Below are 16,919 nucleotides of genomic sequence, written 5' to 3'. Positions count from 1 at the left end.
GGCGGGGCCGCGAGGGCGCGTCCTCCCACCTTCGGTTCAGCACTGACGGTACCGTGCCGACCATGATCCGGTGGCGTCGTGGCCAAGTGCGTTCGCTCCTGCCCTCCTGGACCGGGGTCCACGTGTGCGCGGTCGATCTGACCACCGGTCCCGACACCGCTCCCCCGTCCACCTGCCAGGCCCTGGCCTACACCGATCTGGTCGGTGAACCACGCGTGGGCGATGAGGTGCTGCTCAACACCGGTGCCCTCGACCTTGGGCTGGGCACCGGCGGGTACGCGCTGGTGGTGGCCCTGCCCGACCGCCTACCCGCCGATCGGGAGGGCCCCGGCCACCTGGTCAAGGCCCGTTACACCCCGCTCCAGGCCACCGTCCAAGGCGCCGACGAACAGGGATCGCCCCACCACGAGACCCTGCGTACCGCTCGGGGGGTCGACGGAATGCCGGTGGTGGTCGCCGACCTGCACTCGTCGCTACCGGCCGTGCTGGCGGGGGTACGCGCCGAACGTCCCCGCGCCCGGATCGTCAACGTGATGCTGGACGGCGGCGCGCTACCGGCGATGTTCTCTCAGAACCTGGGCGCGCTACGCGAGGACGGCCTCCTGGCGGGCTGTGTGACCACCGGCCAGGCGTTCGGCGGCGACCTGGAGACGGCCACCGTGCACTCGGGCCTGCTGGCGGCCAGGCACGTCCTGGGAGCGGACGTCACCGTGGTGTGCCAGGGACCGGGCAACCTGGGCACCGGAACCCCCTGGGGCTTCTCGGGTGTGGCCTGCGGCGAGGCCGTCAACGCCGTCGCCGCCCTGGGCGGCCTGCCCGTGGCCGCCCTGCGGGTCAGCGAGGCAGACCCGCGTCCCCGTCACCACGGGGTCTCCCACCACAGTCTGACGGCCTACGGCAAGGTCGCCCTGGCCCCCGCCGACGTGGTCGTACCCGTCCTTCCCGGAGAGTTCGGGGAGAGGGTACGCGGCCAGGCCTGGCCCCTCGGCGAGCGGCACACACTGGTGGAGGTCTCCACGACCGGACTGGAGGGCGAACTTCTCTCGTCGCCGGTGAGGCCGTCGACGATGGGGCGCGGCCTGGAACAGGACCCGGCCGCCTTCCTGAGCGCGGCGGCGGCCGGACGGTACGCCGCCACCCTCCTGGCCCCCTGAACGACCGCGCACCCACCCTTCAACGATCGACGGTCCTGGGCAGCCACGTGGCGGAACGCCGGTGTTCGGCGTCGCCGTTACCGGGCACCGGAGTGCGACGGGTGGCCGCGAGCATGTGCTCGGACGGAGCGTCGAAGTACCTCCCGGGCCGGAACATGGCCAGGGAGGCCGGGTCGGCCACGACCCCCTCGTCCACGCTCACCAGCTCCGGCACGAACACGGCACCGTCCCCACACGTCACCCCCCACTTCCTACCGGGACCGGCGGAGACGATCTGCCCGGGATCGCCGCCCACCGCCTCGGTGGACAACTCCCCCGAATGAAAGGTGATGAGCGCGCCCCCGAACATCGCGAACGCCCCCGGGTAGGGGGCCGCCAACGCCCGCACCATCCGGTCCACGTCGCGCCCGGCGGCGGCCAGGTCCAGGTGCCCGTCACTGGGACGACGACGGGGCCACACCGACACGTGTCCGGTCTGGGGACGTCGAGGGGCACGCCCCTCCAACAGGGCGTCCAGGTTTCGCACGATCAGTTCGGCCTGCAAACGCCCCACCCGCTCGTACAGGCCGGTGGCGGTGGCGTCGGCGGCCACCTCGAAACGGATCCGATCCACGATGTCACCTGCCTCGACCTCACGGGCCAGGTGGAAAAGGGTCACCGCGCTGGCCCGCATGTCGCGCAGGATCGTCCAGGGAATGGGCGCACGTCCGCGCCCCACCGGCAACGGGGAGGGGTGCATGCCCACGGCACCCAACGGAAGCGAGGCCAGAACCTCCTCCTGGACCAGTTGCGACCACCCGGCCACCACCATCAGGTCGATGTGGTGCGAGGCCAGGGCGTCACGCGCCTCATCACCGTTGACGTCGGCCACGCGCAGGTGCGGCAGGTCCAGTCGACGGGTCACGGACTCGTAGTCGACGTAGCCGCAACGGTGCGCCAACTCGGCGGGATAGGACACCACCAGATCCGGTGGACGCCCCTGGGCACAGAGTTCCTCCAACGCCGGCACCCCCAGGCGCAGACCGGACACATAGCAGAACCGCCGTCCCTCCGGCATGGCTCCCCCTCGCCAGAAATCACTCAGGGTGACGACTCTACGCAGCGATCGCCCCACTCCCCCGCAGATGTGCCCACCCCGCGTGTCAGGACCCTGAACACGACGACGCCCCCGCCGGATGACGGGGGCGTCGCAGCGCGAACGAACCGCGGGTACGTCGGGGCGGTTACTCCTCCTCGGAGGCCTCTTCGTCCTCGGCCTGGGCCTCGGGGTCGGCCGCCTCACCCTCGGCGCCCTCCGCCGGCTCGGGCGGCGGCGGGTTGTCGTAGGCGCCCAGGACGTCGATCACGAAGACCAGGGTGCCCACGGGACCGCCCATCGCCTCCTCCTCGGTCTCGCCGTAGGCCATGGAACCGGGGACGACCAGCATCAGGCGGTCACCGACGTTGGCTCCGACGATGCCCTCGTCCCAGCCCTCGATCACCGCGCCGTCACCGATGGTGGTGTCGAAGGGCGCGCCACCACGATCCCAGGTGGAGTCGAAGACCTGGTGACCGCCATCCTCCTCGGGGTCCCAGCGCACACCCGTGTACTGGGCGATGACCTGCTGCCCCTCCTCGACCTCGGGGCCCTCGCCCTCGATGAGCGGGACGACCTCCAGGTCCTCGGGGGCGTCGCCCTCGGGGACCTCGATCTCGGGGCGGCTGTGGCCGTCCTGGGTGACCGTGGGCAGACCGTCGCCACCGTCGGTGACCGGCTCGCCCGGCACCACGGCACCCTGGGCGTAGCGGTCCATCACGTCGATGACGAGCACGCTGGCGCCCTCGGGAACCTCCTGGCCCATGCCCTGGGCCTGCTCGATCTCCTCCGGGGTCAACGGCGGGAACACGTACACCGCACGGCTGCCGAGCGGCTGGCTCACCAGCGTCTCGGTGATGTACTCGGGCATCTCGTTCATGCGTACGAGGTCGGGGGCACCGGACTCGTAGCTGGACTGGCCCTCCATCGCCTCGCCCTCGCCCGGGGCCGTCCACTGGTATTGGGCGACGTTGGCGACCACCAGGTCGTCCGCGCCCACCAGGACGTCCTCCCCCGAGCCCTTGCTGACGACGCCGGAGATCTCCTCCTCCGGAGGTTCCGCGTCGGGGAAGGTGATCTGCGGTTCCTCACCGACCTCGCCGGTGACGTCGGGCAGCCGCGGGTCCAGCTCCTCCGCGTTCATGCGCAGGAAGGCGGGAGTCTTCCAATCCTCTGGGATCGATCCGCAGCTTGAGACCACCAAGGCGATGGCGGTCAGTGGCACCGCGAGAGCGGCGGCACGTCGGTGCATGGGTCACAACCTCTGATTTCCGGCTCAGGACAGGCTCACACTACCGAAAAGCACAAGTCCGGCCACCCCTGGGAACGCACCGAAGGTCACGGGCCCCGTCGGGTGGCGCCGCGCACCTCCCGCCGGGGCCCGGCTCGACCGTTCGGAGTCCGTCCGCTCACATGCCGGCGATCAGCTTCTCCACCCGCTCGTCCACCGACTTGAACGGGTCCTTGCACAGCACGGTCCGCTGCGCCTGATCGTTGAGTTTGAGGTGCACCCAGTCCACGGTGAAGTCGCGGCGTTGTTCCTGGGCTCTGCGGATGAACTCGCCCCTCAACCGCGCCCTGGTGGTCTGCGGTGGCACCGACTTGGCCTCGAAGATCTTCAGGTCGTTCACCACTCGATCCATCTGGCCGCGGTTCTGCATCAGGTAGAACAGGCCGCGATCGCGGTGGATGTCGTGGTAGGTCAGGTCCAGCTGGGCCACCCGGGGCGAGGACAGCGACAGGTCGTGTTTGTCCCGGTAACGCTCCAACAGCAGGTACTTGGTGACCCAGTCGATCTCCCGAGAGACCATCTCCAGGTTCTGGGTCTCCACCGCCTCCAGGGTGCGCTGCCACAGGTCCAGGACCCGCTTGCCCACGGCGTCGGTGCCGTGCCGATCCACGTAGCTCTGTACCTTCTCCAGGTACTCGCGCTGGATCTCCAGGGCACTGGCCTCGCGCCCGTTGGCCAGACGCACCTTGCGCCGCCCCGTCATGTCGTGGCTGACCTCGCGAATGGCCCGGATGGGGTTCTCCAGGGTGTAGTCGCGCATGACCACACCGGCTTCGATCATCTGCAGCACCAGGTGGGTGGCGCCCAGCTTGAGCAGGGTGGTGGTCTCGCTCATGTTGGAGTCGCCCACGATGACGTGCAGGCGCCGGAAGCGTTCGGCGTCGGCGTGGGGCTCATCGCGGGTGTTGATGATGGGCCGCGAGCGGGTGGTGGCCGAGGAGACACCCTCCCAGATGTGCTCGGCGCGCTGGCTCACGCAGTACAGGGCGCCCCGAGGCGTCTGCAGGACCTTGCCGGCGCCACAGATGATCTGCCGCGTGACCAGGAAGGGGATGAGCACGTCGGCCAGGCGCCCGAACTCCCCGTGCCGACCCACGAGGTAGTTCTCGTGACAGCCGTAGGAGTTGCCCGCCGAGTCGGTGTTGTTCTTGAACAGGTAGATGTCGCCGGCGATGCCCTCCTCGTGCAGGCGCTGCTCGGCGTCGATCTGCAGCCCCTCCAGGATGCGTTCGCCGGCCTTGTCGTGGGCCACCAGGTCCAGGAGGCTGTCGCACTCGGGGGTGGCGTACTCGGGGTGGCTTCCCACGTCCAGGTACAGACGGGCCCCGTTGCGCAGGAACACGTTGCTGCTGCGTCCCCAGGAGACCACCCGTCGGAAGAGGTAGCGGGCGACCTCGTCCGGCGACAGGCGGCGCTGTCCCCGGAAGGTGCACGTGACCCCGTACTCGTTCTCCAGCCCGAAGATCCGTCGTTCCACGCGGCCTCACCAACTTCCGTCACCGGGGTGCCGACGACGGGGCCACGTCGTCCACACCCGCCCGGCCGGTGCGGCGCCCCGGTGGCGCCGCACCGTCGTCCCTAGCTTCAGTCCTGGTCGGCCTCGTCCCCACCGGCGCTCGTGTCCTCGGAGGCGTCCGTGCTCGTGGCGGCCTTCGTGGTGGCGCCTCGCTTGCCCTCCTCGATGAGGGAGGTCAGGCGGTCACCGTGGATGCGACGGAACTTGCGGTGCTGTCGGGAGCGGTCCAGCACGGCGACCTCCAGGTTGGTGGCCTCCAGCTCACGCTCCTCCCCGTTCTCGTGCGCCAGCGCGTGGGTGGCGGCGTTGAGCGCCGCGCTGAGCGGGGCCCTCGCGTCGAAGCGGTCCTTGAGCTGGTTGGACACGTGCTCGGAGGAGCCGCCCACCGCGACGAAGCCCTGTTCGTCGACGATCGACCCGTCGAAGGTGATGCGGTAGATCTCGTCGTCGTCCGCGGTGTCGCCGACCTCCGCGACGACGATCTCGACCTCCCACGGCTTGAGGCTCTCACTGAAGACGGTGCCCAGGGTCTGGGCGTAGATGTTGGCGAGCTGGCGTCCGCTGACGTCACGACGGTCGAACTGGTACCCGCGAACGTCGGCGAAACGGACGCCCATCAGGCGTAGGTTCTCGAACTCGGGGTAGCGCCCGACCGCGGCGAAGCCGATGCGGTCGTAGAGCTCACTGATCTTGTGCAGGGTGCGGGACACGTTGTCCGCCACCAAGAGGATGCCGCCTTCGTACTGCAGGACGACGGCACTGCGGCCGCGCGCGATCCCTTTGCGCGCGTAGTCCGCCTTGTCCTTCATCTGCTGTTCGGGGGCGACGTAGAAGGGCATCGACACCGCGGATCGTTTCCTTACCTGGTCGGGAGAGGTCTGGTGGTGAGGGGCGCCCGGCCCGGATCGGCCGGGCCGGTCATGGCCCGCCGGTCAGTCGAGCCGGGCCCTTGGTCCGTCGGGGTGGACGGAGCGTCCCTGGACCACCTCCGTGGCCAAACGGGCGACCTCTTCGCCGGAGATACGGCGGTGGCCGTCCTCGGTGATGACGTCGACCAGGGGGAAGATCCCCCGATGCAGGTCGGGTCCGCCGGTGGCGGAGTCCTCGTCCGCGGCGTCGTAGAGCGACTCCAGGGCGACCTTGATCGCCGTCGTCTCGTCCAGGTCGTCGCGATAGAGCTTCTTGATGGAGCCCTTGGCGAAGACCGAGCCGGAGCCGATGGAGTGGTAGCGCTGCTCCTCGTAGCGTCCACCGACCGCGTCGTAGCTGAAGACCCGGCCTTCCTCGGTGACCTCGTCGAAGCCCACCAGCAGGGGGACTACGACGAATCCCTGCATGGCCATGCCCAGATTGCCCCGGACCATCTGGGCGAGCTTGTTGGCCTTACCCTCAAGGGAGAGGGAGCGACCCTCCAGCTTCTCGTAGTGTTCCAGCTCCACCTGGTACAGGCGGGCCAGTTCGATACCGATCCCGGCCGAGCCCGCGATGGCCACCGCGGAGAACTCGTCGGTCCGGTAGAGCTTGTCCATGTCCCGGTTGGCGATGACGTTGCCCTGTGTCGCCCTGCGGTCACCGGCCAGCAGGACACCCCCGGGGAAGGTCATGGCGACGATGGTCGTCGCGTCCGGGGTGAGGTGTTCGGTGACCCCTCCGGCGGCGTCCAGATGCCTTCCGGGCAGCAACTCGGGGTTGACCGCCCGGAGGAACTCGGTGAAGGACGAAGTACCCGCACTCATGAAAGCGGCCGGCATCCGTCCGCCCTCGAACCCTTCGAACACGCGACTCCCTCCACTGGCGCCCCACCCCGTCTCGGGGGCGGATGGGGCGCCTGCTCATCCGTTTGTTGTCGGCCTGCACGTCGGCCGGGCTTTCCCACCCCGGCCGACGTGTCGACCCTAACCCTGTGCGCCCGGGGGCCACCGGCTCCCGTGTGCGCTGTCAGCGAACCGTCCGATGACGGTCACTGACCGCCCTTCTGCACGAACTGCCGCACGAAGTCCTCGGCGTTGCTCTCCAGAACGTCGTCGATCTCGTCGAGGATGTCGTCGACGTCCTCATCCAACTGTTCGTCGCGTTCCTTGGCCTCCGCGGCGCCCTCGGTCTCCTCGACCTCTTCGTCGCGGCGGGTGCCGTGCTTCTGGCCGCCGGTGTCCTTCGTCGCCATTGCAACCTCCCGTTCGGAGCTCTCGCCCTTATCTTGGCCCAACGACCCCCGACTCAACCCCGTTCCCCGGGCCCGATACCCGCTAGTTACCTCTGGGCTCGGCGTCATCACCGCGCGTGCGCGCGAGAGGCGAACGGGTGCGGTCGGGTGCTCACGAATTCGACGCCGTCACGGGGTCGGGCGTGTCCCCGGGGTCGACCCCCGCACGCCCACGAAGATCGTTTTCGCGACATGCGCACATGTATTCGCCTTGCGAACATGATCTTCACCCAGGACGGCGGCCTGACCACGCGGGTTACGTCTACGTGTCCGAACCATCGCTACTGGTACGCGGTTTCAGTGTCCGGATCCGGCCAACATGTATCCCTTGACTTACCGGCGAGTTTCTGATTCACATCCGATCTCTTCGGAAAAGTCAAGGTCAGATGGGTCGCCTCCCGATGACCAGAACTTCAAGACATCCGGTCATCGGATGACCCCTTTGTCCGCTCGCTGAAGTATCAGCTTTCCGGGGTTCCAGTTGTCCAAGATGTGCACTTATGGTGGGGAACCGTTTACCGAGTGTCTCGGTGAACGGAAGGGACCCGCCCCCATCGGGGTCCCGCCTCGGAGCGCATCGTCCACCCCCGAGCGGACGAGGCGCCTTCCGAGACCCCGCCCCATTCCCCCTAGGAGAGTAGGGATCAATGCGACCCTCCCCCGTTATCTCCGCGATCGGCACGGGAGCGCTGGCCTTCGGGCTGTCGCTCTCCGTGGCCCCGGGCGCCGGAGCCGCGACCGTGCCGACCGAGCCCGTCACGCAGGACGACTCGGTGTCCACCATGGAAGAAGCGCTTGAGCGCGACTTCGGCCTCACCCCGTTCGAGGCCGAGGAACTGCTCGACGCCCAGGCGGCCGCCTTCGGCCTGGACGAGGCCGCGGCCGACGCCGCGGGTGACGCCTACGCGGGCTCGGTGTTCGACACCGACACCCTGGAGCTGACCGTCCTGGTGACGGACACCTCCGCCGTGTCGGACGTCGAGGCCGCCGGAGCCGAGGCCGAAGTGGTCTCATACGGCACCGAGGGCCTGGCCGAGATCATGGACGAGCTCGACGCGGCCGGCACCCAGCCCGGCGTCGTCGGCTGGTACCCCGACGTCACTTCCGACACGGTCGTGATCGAGGCCCTCGATGGCGACGACGCACAGAGCCTCATCGAGGCCGCGGGCGTGGACGCCTCCGCCGTGGAGGTGCGCGGCACCTCCGAGCAGCCGCAGCTGTTCGCCGACATCGTCGGTGGAGACGCGTACTACATGGGCGGCGGCCGCTGCTCCATCGGGTTCGCCGCCACCGACGCCTCCGGCGGCGACGGCTTCGTGACCGCCGGTCACTGCGGCACCGTCGGCACCTCCGCCGAGAGCGAGGACGGTTCCGGCTCGGGCACCTTCGCCGAGTCGGTCTTCCCCGGCAACGACGGGGCGTACGTGTCGGCGAGCTCCAACTGGACCGTCACCAACCTGGTCAACATGTACAGCGCGGGTGACACCCAGACGGTGGCCGGTTCCGCTCAGGCCCCGGTCGGCTCGGCCGTGTGCCGTTCGGGTTCGACCACCGGTTGGCACTGCGGGACCATCGAGGCCCGCGGCCAGACGGTGAGCTACCCCGAGGGCACCGTCAACGACCTGACCCGCACCGATGTCTGCGCCGAGCCGGGTGACTCCGGTGGCTCGTTCATCAGTGACGACCAGGCCCAGGGCATGACCTCGGGCGGCTCGGGCAACTGCACCAGTGGTGGTACGACGTACTACCAGGAGGTCGGCCCGGTGCTCAGCTCGTGGAACCTCTCGCTGGTGACCGGATAGCTCCATCCGTCCGGCATCGCACCGACGCCCCCGTCCGCTTTCCAGCGGGCGGGGGCGTCTTTCGTTTCCAGGTATCCGTATCCGGCCACCACCGATACCCGGCCGGCTCTCATCGAGTGCACGACCATCCGCACCCCGCACGCCCTGGGCACGCCCGTGACCAGAACGGTTACGGGAGTGTGTCCGATCGGCCACGACCGGTACCCGATACCGGCGTCCGTATGTGGCCATTTTGCCCCCCTTGTGGAATAACGACCATTTCGGTCTGTGACCGGCCGCCTGCGGTGATCCTGACGTGGCGCCGTGGACCGCGACTGACAGCGACCGGAACCGCCCCATCACCCCATCACCGGATTTCGTCTTGAATGCTTTTCCCGCCTGACGCTCTTTCCCTCGCCAAAACGTGCACTTATGGTTGGGCATTGTTTACCGGATGTCTCGGTGAACAATGGCGACCGAAGCGACTCGGTCACCGATCCCCCGCAAATCCCCCAAGGAGAGTAGGGACCATGCGACCCTCCCCCGTTGTCTCCGCCATAGGCACCGGAGCCCTGGCCTTCGGTCTGGCCCTGGGCACCACCCCCGCTGCCGCGACTCCCACCGCACCCGTCCCCCAGTCCCCCGACGCCGAGGCCCCCACCATGGCCGAGGCCCTCCAGCGCGACCTTGGCCTGTCCCCGTCCCAGGCCGACGAACTGCTCGACGCCCAGGCCGAATCGTTCGAGATCGACGCCGCCGCCACCGAGGCCGCGGCCGAGGCCTACGGCGGCTCCATCTTCGACACCGAAGCCCTCGAACTGACCGTCCTGGTCACCGACGCCTCCGCCGTGGACGCGGTCGAGGCCGCCGGCGCCCGGGCCGAGGTCGTCGCCCACGGCATCGAGGGTCTGGAGGAGATCGTCGACGAACTCAACGCCTCCCAGGCCGACTCGGGCGTCGTGGGTTGGTACCCCGACATCGCCGGCGACACGGTCGTCCTGGAGGTCTTGGAGGGTTCCGAGGCCGACGTGGACGCCCTCCTCGCCGACTCCGGTGTCGACTCCGCCGACGTCACGGTGCAGACCACCACCGAACAGCCCGAGCTGTACGCCGACATCGTCGGTGGTCTGGCCTACACCATGGGCGGACGTTGCTCGGTCGGTTTCGCCGCCACCAACTCCTCCGGCCAGCCCGGCTTCGTCACCGCCGGCCACTGCGGAAGCGTCGGCACCGCCGTCAGCATCGGCAACGGTCGGGGAGTCTTCGAGCGCTCCATCTTCCCCGGCAACGACGCCGCCTTCGTCCGCGGCACCTCCAACTTCACCCTGACCAACCTGGTCAGCCGCTACAACAGCGGCGGACACGCCACCGTGAGCGGCTCCAGCGCGGCCGCGATCGGCTCCCAGGTCTGCCGCTCCGGCTCCACCACCGGCTGGCACTGCGGCACCATCCAGGCCCGCAACCAGACGGTGAACTACCCACAGGGCACCGTTCAGGCCCTGACCCGCACCAACGTGTGCGCCGAACCCGGTGACTCCGGTGGTTCCTTCATCTCCGGAAGCCAGGCGCAGGGCGTCACCTCCGGTGGTTCGGGCAACTGCTCCTTCGGTGGCACCACCTACTACCAGGAGGTCAACCCCATGCTCAACACCTGGGGCCTGACCCTGCGGACCTGATCCGTCTCCTACACCGCACAAGACGTCCCCGTCCGCTTTCGCGCGGGCGGGGACGTCCGCTTTCGCGCGGGGTCAGTCCCCGCGTTTACCGCCGCCCAGTACCGCGACCAGGTCCTCGGCGGTGTCCGCGGCGGCCAGCAGGGCACCCACGTGCTCCTTGGTGCCCCGCCGCGGGTCCAGGGTCGGCACCCGCTGCAACGAGTCGTGACCGGGCAGATCGAAGATGACCGAGTCCCAGGAGGCCGCCGCCACCGAGTCGGCGTACTTGGCCAGACAACGACCACGGAAGTAGGCGCGCGTGTCCTCCGGCGGTTCGGTGATCGCCCGGGTCACCTCCGGCTCCTCCAACAACCGACGGACCCGCCCACGAGCCGCCAACCGGTTGTACAGGCCCCGGTCCTGGCGCACGTCCGAGTACTGCAGATCCACCATCTGCAACCGCGGGCTCGACCACTCCAGGCCATCACGCGAGCGGTATCCCTCCAACAGCTTGAGCTTGGCCACCCAGTCCAACCGGTCGGCCAGGTCCATCGGATCCCGCCCGAGCCCGGTCAGCACCGTCTCCCACTGGTCCAGCACGTCGGCGGTGTCGGGGTCCACGTCCGTGCCGTATCGCTCCTCCACGTACTTGCGCGCCTGATCCAGGTACTCGCCCTGCAACTCCAGGGCGCTCATCCGCCGCCCGTCGCGCAACCGCACCCGGTGCGTCAGCCCCGGGTCGTGGGAGATCTCCCGCAGGTCCGCCACCGACGTCTCCAACGACAGGTCCTCCTGCAAGAACCCGTCCTCGATCATCGACAGCACCAGCGCGGTGGTACCCATCTTCAGGTAGGTGGAGAGCTCGCTCATGTTGGCGTCACCGATGATCACGTGCAGACGCCGGTACCGATCCGGGTCCGCGTGCGGTTCGTCCCGTGTGTTGATGATGGGACGCTTCAGGGTCGTCTCCAACCCCACCTCGACCTCGAAGAAGTCGGCGCGCTGGGAGAGCTGGAAGCCGCTGCCGTTCCCATCCGAACCGATGCCGACCTTGCCGGCCCCGCACATCACCTGCCTGGACACGAAGAAGGGGATGAGGTGGCGGACGATGTCCCCGAAGGGCGTCGACCGGTTCATCAGATAGTTCTCGTGGCACCCGTAGGAGGCGCCCTTGTTGTCGGTGTTGTTCTTGTACAGCTGGATCGGTTCGATGCCGGGCGTGGAACCGGCCCGCGCCGCGGCATCGGCCATGACCCGCTCCCCGGCCTTGTCCCACAGCACCGCGTCACGCGGATTGGTGACCTCGGGGGCCGAGTACTCCGGGTGGGCATGGTCCACATACAGCCGCGCGCCGTTGGTGAGGATGACGTTGGCCAACCCCAGGTCCTCGTCGGTCAACTGGGTGGGGTCGGCCACCTCTCGCGCCAGGTCGAAGCCGCGCGCGTCCCGTAGCGGGTTCTCCTCCTCGAAGTCCCAACGTGCTCGCCGGGCCCGCGCCGCCGAGGCGGCAAGGTAGGCGTTGACCACCTGGGTGGAGGTGACCATCGCGTTGGCCCCGGGGTTTCCCGGCACGGAGATCCCGTATTCGGTCTCGATACCCATAATCCGCCGCACACTCATGATGAGAGGTTATCCGCCCGGGCGGCCTCTTGAACGCTTCCGCGCCAATTGTGGCCTAAGCGCCGTCTTCCCGGGCGTTTCCAAAGACCTCCACCCGGCGTGTCCGCACAGGTCATGGAGCCTTTCGGCGGATTCGCCATAAAGTGACGACGGGGCGCGCGCAAAACACCGGACCGCGCCCCGGTAAGGGGCGAAGGTCCCGCAATCGCGCGCGTAGGGGCCCGCCGGAGAAAGACCTCCGGCGGGCCCCGAGGCGGTACGTGACCGCGGCGAGCGTTCTTACAGGTACTGGCCGGTGTTGGCGACCGTGTCGATGGATCGGCCCGAGTCGGAGCCCGTCTTGCCGGTGATGAGCGTACGGATGTACACGATCCGCTCGCCCTTCTTGCCGGAGATGCGCGCCCAGTCGTCCGGGTTGGTGGTGTTGGGCAGGTCCTCGTTCTCACTGAACTCGTCGACGCAGGCCTGCATCAGGTGCGAGACCCTGATGCCCCTGGACCGGCTGTCGATGAAGTCCTTGATCGCCATCTTCTTGGCCCGCGAGACGATGTTCTCGATCATCGCGCCGGAGTTGAAGTCCTTGAAGTACAGGACCTCCTTGTCCCCATTGGCGTAGGTGACCTCCAAGAAGCGGTTCTCCTCGCCCTCGGTGTACATCCGTTCCACGACCCGCTGGATCATGGCGTCCACCGTGGCCTTGCTGGAACCACCGTGCTCGGCCAGGTCCTCCTCGTGCAGCGGCAACTCCTCGGTGATGTACTTGGCGAAGATGTCGCGGGCCGCCTCGGCGTCGGGCCGCTCGATCTTGATCTTGACGTCCAAACGGCCGGGCCGCAGGATCGCCGGGTCGATCATGTCCTCGCGGTTGGAGGCGCCGATGACGATGACGTTCTCCAACCCCTCGACACCGTCGATCTCACTGAGCATCTGCGGGACGATCGTGTTCTCCACGTCGGAGGACACACCCGAACCACGTGTGCGGAAGATCGAGTCCATCTCGTCGAAGAACACGATGACGGGGGTTCCCTCGGAGGCCTTCTCCCTGGCCCTTTGGAAGACCAGGCGGATGTGCCGCTCGGTCTCACCCACGTACTTGTTCAGCAGCTCCGGACCCTTGATGTTAAGGAAGAAGCTCTTGCCGACGTCCTTGCCGGTGCGCTCGGCGACCTGCTTGGCCAACGAGTTCGCGACCGCCTTGGCGATGAGCGTCTTACCGCACCCGGGCGGCCCGTACAGCAGCACACCCTTGGGCGGGCGCAACCGGTGCTCGAAGAACAACTCCTTGTACAGGTAGGGCAACTCGACCGCGTCGCGGATCATCTCGATCTGTCCCGACAGACCACCGACGTCGCTGTAGGCGATGTCGGGGACCTCTTCGAGGATGAGCTCCTCGACCTCGGACTTGGGGATGCGCTCGTACACGTAACCCGACCGGGACTCCAACAGCAGTGAGTCCCCGGCCCTGATCGGCTCGTCGCGCAGCGGCTCCGCCAACCGCACGATCCGCTCATCGTCGTGATGCGAGATCACCAGGGCGCGTTCGCCGTCCTCAAGGACCTCCTTGAGCATGACGACTTCACCGACGGTCTCGAACGACTCCACCTCGACGACGTTGAACGCCTCGTTGAGCATGACCTCCTGGCCCGGGCGCAACGCGTCCAGATCCACGGATGGACTGACGTTGACCCGCATCTTGCGGCCATTGGTGAAGATCTCGACGGTCTCGTCCTCGCGCGACCCAAGGTAGACACCGAAGCCCGACGGTGGCTGCGCCAGCCGATCGACCTCCTCCTTGAGTGCCACGATCTGCTCGCGCGCCTCCTTCAGTGTGGAGACGAGCCGTTCGTTCTGCCCGTTGGCGGCGGCCAGGTTGGCCTGGGCCTCCCGCAACCGCTCTTCCAACAGACGCACATGTCGGGGCGAGTCGGCGAGCTTACGCCGAACCACGCTGAGTTCCTTTTCCATGTAGGAGACCTGAGCCGTGAGTTCAGCGACTTCACGGTCCTGGTCGTTTTGACGCTCGTCTTCGCGCTCGGCCACGTCCGCCACCTCCCTATGAGAAGGACGACTACTCGGGAACCTACCTACCCCTGCCCCTTTCCTAACCTCCCAGCTTCGAGGAGTGTCCTGGGCCTCACTTTCACACCTGGCGTCCACGCAGGTCATGGCCGCAGCGGATGACCCGACGTAATGAGAAAGTAACCTCCGTGGCGGGGGTCGGGCAAGTGCATTCCAGACGTTTCCCCAGGCTTGGACGGCGATAACACCACTTCGCGAAAAACAACGAAGCCCGCCCCGGACCATGTCCGGAAACGGGCTTTCACGAGTACCGAGAACGCTACTCGGCGGTTCGATCCGTCTCCTTCTCGGGCATGTCGGACACACCCTCGGCGGAACCGGCCGTGCCCTTGGCACCGGCCGCCCGCGCGGCCTCGTAGTCCTTGCCATAGGCGCCCTTGGCCGGACGACGACGCCGCTCGGGCGCCGCCACACCGTCGGCCAGACGACGCGCCACCACCAGGAAACCGGTGTGACCGATCATCCGGTGGTCCGGACGCACCGCCAACCCCTCCACGTGCCAGGTCCGCAACATGGTCTCCCACGAACGCGGCTCGTAGAACCGCTCGTCCTCACGCAGCTCCTCCACCACACGGGACAACTGGGTCGTGGTGGCCACGTAGCAGCACACCAACCCACCGGGGATCAGGGCCTTGGCGACCGCGTCCAGGCACTCCCAAGGCGCCAACATGTCCAGGAACACCCGATCCACGTCGGTCTCGTCGAGTTCCTCGACCAGGTCGCCCACGGTCAGCCGCCACGCCGGGTGCGGACCACCGTGGAAGTTCTCCACGTTCTTGCGAGCGATCTCGGCGAAGTCGGCCCGTCGCTCATAGGAGTGCACCATGCCCTTTTCCCCGACCGCGCGCAGCAGCCAGTTGGACATCGCACCCGAGCCCGCACCCGCCTCCACCACGCGCGCGCCCGGGAAGATGTCGGCCTCCACCAGGACCTGGGCCGCGTCCTTGGGGTAGACGATGGTCGCCCCGCGCTTCATGGACAGCGTGTAGTCGATGAGCAGGGGGCGCAGGGCCACATAGGCCGTGCCGGTGTTGGAGACGACCACGCTGCCCTCGGGTTCACCGATGAGATCGTCGTGGTCGACCTTGCCCTTGTGCGAGTGGAAGGCGCCACCCTCACGCAGGGTGATCGTGTGCATGCGACCCTTGGGGTCGGTCAACTGCACGGTGTCGCCATCGGTGAAGGGGCCGCGGCGGCCATGGATACCGGTCAACGTCGCTCTCGTCTTCCCACATCGCGTTCGGGTCGGGCAGTCGTCCAGCGTATCGGCCTCCGGCACCGCGCCGAACCGTCCGGCGCGCCGACCACATCCGCCCCTTCGGCGTGCGAAACCCGACGCCGTTGGGCAGTATCAGGCATGTGGCCCGGCCACCGACCCCGACAGCACACGAGGACCACGGGAGACACCACCCATGTCACAGCCGAACACGGGCTTGGGAATCGACATCGGCGGCAGCGGCATCAAAGGTGCCCCCGTCGACCTGGACTCAGGTGAGTTCCTCCACGAACGGCACAAGGTGCTCACCCCCGAGGACTCGGGGCCCCAGGCCGTCGCCGACATCGTCTCGCGGATCGCCGACCACTTCCCCGAGACCGTGCGCGGTCCCGTGGGCGTCACCTTTCCGGGAGTGGTGCAGAACGGCACGGTCCACACCGCCGCCAACCTGGACAAGGCCTGGGTGGGCACCGACGCCCGTGCCCTGTTCACCGAAGCCGTGGGACGCCCCGTCCGGGTCCTCAACGACGCCGACGCCGCCGCCCTGGCCGAGGCCCGCTACGGCGCGGCCAAGGGCGTGCGCGGCACCGTCCTGATGACCACCCTGGGCACCGGCATCGGATCCGCCCTGGTCGTGGACGGCCGTCTGGTGCCCAACACCGAATTCGGGCACCTGGAGATCGACGGCCACGACGCCGAGTCACGGGCCTCCTCCGGCGCCAAGGAACGCGACGGCCTCTCCTACCCCGAGTGGGCGAACGAGCGCCTACAGCGCTACTACCGGGTGATCGAGGACCTGGTGTGGCCGGACCTGATCGTGGTGGGCGGCGGGGTGAGCCGCAAGGCCCACAAGTTCCTGCCCCTGCTCGACATCCGCACCCCGATCGTGCCCGCCGTCCTGCGCAACACGGCGGGCATCGTGGGCGCCACCCTGGCCGCCGCCCAAGGCCTGGAGGTGCCGTGACCCCCTCCCCCACGACGCCACTCCCCACGGCCCTGGTGACGCGCTACCGGGCCGTGGACCGCGAGGTCGTGGGTTCGGCCCTGCTGGACACACCACGCCACCTGGACGCTTTGACGGCCGACATCGCCCGACACGGAATCCGCACCCCACTACGACTGGGTTTCAACCCCGCCTTCGGCACGCTCGACGGCAACCACCGGATCGCCGTGGCCCTACGCCTGGGGCTGGATTCGGTACCGGTCACCTTGATCAGGACACCTGCGCTGCCGCGACCGGAGCACGCACGGACCATGAACGTCCACGACCTGGGTGTCCTACTACGGGCTTGGGACAACAGGACCCGTCCCTGAAGCCGGGGAAGGGAA

General features: G+C 68.2%; 14 protein-coding genes. 5 read left to right on the top strand and 9 right to left on the bottom strand.

The window, feature by feature from the left end; translation table 11 throughout:
* The first annotated feature begins 62 nt into the window (after positions 1–62).
* Positions 63–1,154: a DUF3866 family protein gene (locus ACWGSK_RS00930; RefSeq protein WP_452454886.1), complete on the top strand. Its 1,092-nt coding sequence runs from the start codon at positions 63–65 to the stop codon at positions 1,152–1,154.
* Positions 1,155–1,173: 19 nt separating this feature from the next.
* On the opposite strand, the gene ACWGSK_RS00925 is transcribed toward ACWGSK_RS00930, so the two are convergent.
* The 6 genes from ACWGSK_RS00925 to ACWGSK_RS00900 form a co-directional block, all read right to left on the bottom strand.
* Positions 1,174–2,211, bottom strand: a complete 1,038-nt coding sequence (locus ACWGSK_RS00925) for a methionyl-tRNA formyltransferase (protein ID WP_452454885.1) — start codon at positions 2,209–2,211, stop codon at positions 1,174–1,176.
* A 166-nt stretch (positions 2,212–2,377) separates the two neighbouring features.
* Positions 2,378–3,481, bottom strand: coding sequence for an FKBP-type peptidyl-prolyl cis-trans isomerase (locus tag ACWGSK_RS00920; RefSeq protein WP_358511663.1), 1,104 nt, complete (start codon positions 3,479–3,481; stop codon positions 2,378–2,380).
* Between the two features lie 157 nt (positions 3,482–3,638).
* Positions 3,639–4,997, bottom strand: a complete 1,359-nt coding sequence (gene pafA / locus ACWGSK_RS00915) for a Pup--protein ligase (protein WP_358511661.1) — start codon at positions 4,995–4,997, stop codon at positions 3,639–3,641.
* 107 nt (positions 4,998–5,104) lie between these two features.
* Positions 5,105–5,881: a proteasome subunit alpha gene (gene prcA, locus ACWGSK_RS00910; protein ID WP_452454884.1), complete on the bottom strand. Its 777-nt coding sequence runs from the start codon at positions 5,879–5,881 to the stop codon at positions 5,105–5,107.
* Between the two features lie 87 nt (positions 5,882–5,968).
* The gene (prcB, locus tag ACWGSK_RS00905) at positions 5,969–6,814 is read right to left on the bottom strand and encodes a proteasome subunit beta (protein ID WP_358511655.1); all 846 of its coding nucleotides are present in this window, start codon (positions 6,812–6,814) and stop codon (positions 5,969–5,971) included.
* 182 nt (positions 6,815–6,996) lie between these two features.
* On the bottom strand, positions 6,997–7,200 hold the full coding sequence (locus ACWGSK_RS00900) for a ubiquitin-like protein Pup (protein WP_304079557.1): 204 nt from the start codon (positions 7,198–7,200) through the stop codon (positions 6,997–6,999).
* 686 nt (positions 7,201–7,886) lie between these two features.
* Between ACWGSK_RS00900 and ACWGSK_RS00895 the strand changes: the two genes are divergently transcribed.
* Both ACWGSK_RS00895 and ACWGSK_RS00890 read left to right on the top strand, forming a co-directional pair.
* Positions 7,887–9,041: a S1 family peptidase gene (locus ACWGSK_RS00895; RefSeq protein ID WP_358511652.1), complete on the top strand. Its 1,155-nt coding sequence runs from the start codon at positions 7,887–7,889 to the stop codon at positions 9,039–9,041.
* Positions 9,042–9,550: 509 nt separating this feature from the next.
* A complete protein-coding gene (locus ACWGSK_RS00890) occupies positions 9,551–10,696 on the top strand; it encodes a S1 family peptidase (RefSeq protein WP_452454883.1) in 1,146 nt (381 codons plus the stop codon).
* Positions 10,697–10,768: 72 nt separating this feature from the next.
* On the opposite strand, the gene dop is transcribed toward ACWGSK_RS00890, so the two are convergent.
* The 3 genes from dop to ACWGSK_RS00875 all read right to left on the bottom strand — a co-directional run bounded on the left by dop (position 10,769) and on the right by ACWGSK_RS00875 (position 15,587).
* Positions 10,769–12,295, bottom strand: coding sequence for a depupylase/deamidase Dop (gene dop / locus ACWGSK_RS00885; RefSeq protein ID WP_452454882.1), 1,527 nt, complete (start codon positions 12,293–12,295; stop codon positions 10,769–10,771).
* A 279-nt stretch (positions 12,296–12,574) separates the two neighbouring features.
* Positions 12,575–14,344 carry a proteasome ATPase gene (gene arc, locus ACWGSK_RS00880; protein WP_358511644.1) on the bottom strand — a complete coding sequence of 590 codons (1,770 nt, stop codon included), beginning with the start codon at positions 14,342–14,344 and terminating at the stop codon, positions 12,575–12,577.
* Between the two features lie 289 nt (positions 14,345–14,633).
* On the bottom strand, positions 14,634–15,587 hold the full coding sequence (locus tag ACWGSK_RS00875) for a tRNA (adenine-N1)-methyltransferase (RefSeq protein ID WP_452454881.1): 954 nt from the start codon (positions 15,585–15,587) through the stop codon (positions 14,634–14,636).
* A 199-nt stretch (positions 15,588–15,786) separates the two neighbouring features.
* Here ACWGSK_RS00875 and ppgK point away from each other — a divergent pair, with 199 nt between their 5' ends.
* Complete coding sequence (gene ppgK / locus ACWGSK_RS00870) at positions 15,787–16,554, top strand: polyphosphate--glucose phosphotransferase (protein ID WP_358511638.1); 768 nt, start codon at positions 15,787–15,789, stop codon at positions 16,552–16,554.
* A complete protein-coding gene (locus ACWGSK_RS00865) occupies positions 16,551–16,904 on the top strand; it encodes a ParB N-terminal domain-containing protein (protein ID WP_358511635.1) in 354 nt (117 codons plus the stop codon). The genes ppgK and ACWGSK_RS00865 overlap by 4 nt, the downstream gene beginning before the upstream one ends.
* The last annotated feature ends 15 nt before the right edge of the window (positions 16,905–16,919 follow it).

The sequence above is a fragment of the Nocardiopsis sp. NPDC055551 genome (genome assembly GCF_053619415.1).
The sequence above is the reverse complement of the archived record's forward strand: the minus strand, read 5'-3'. Positions and strand labels throughout refer to the sequence as shown.